This is a genomic window from Enterobacter sp. PTB, from assembly GCF_051130085.1.
Taxonomy (GTDB): domain Bacteria; phylum Pseudomonadota; class Gammaproteobacteria; order Enterobacterales; family Enterobacteriaceae; genus Enterobacter; species Enterobacter ludwigii.
This window is the reverse complement of the sequence record NZ_JBDKEE010000206.1, coordinates 1-227: the sequence shown is the minus strand read 5'-3', so window position 1 is coordinate 227 and position 227 is coordinate 1. Positions and strand designations below refer to the sequence as shown.

Below are 227 nucleotides of genomic sequence, written 5' to 3'. Positions count from 1 at the left end.
AGGCAGAACGCCACGAACGCGATCACGATGTCACCGATCACGCGGCTCTGGAAGATCACGTCGCCGCCAGCGGCAGCTGGCGCCGCCACGACCAGAACGTTCTTCACCCACTGCTTCGGACGCAGGGCTTTAATCATCCCGTCAATCAAGTTCTTCGGCGGTTTCGGGGCCGAAGGATCCACGGTGGTGCTGGTCTTCGAGGGGTCGAATTCCGTGGATTCGTATTC

Annotated in this window: 1 protein-coding gene; it reads right to left on the bottom strand. The window is 60.4% G+C overall.

The window, feature by feature from the left end:
- Window positions 1-227 (bottom strand): hypothetical protein (locus AAIR21_RS28255; protein WP_434682892.1); only part of this gene is annotated, 227 nt, incomplete at both ends.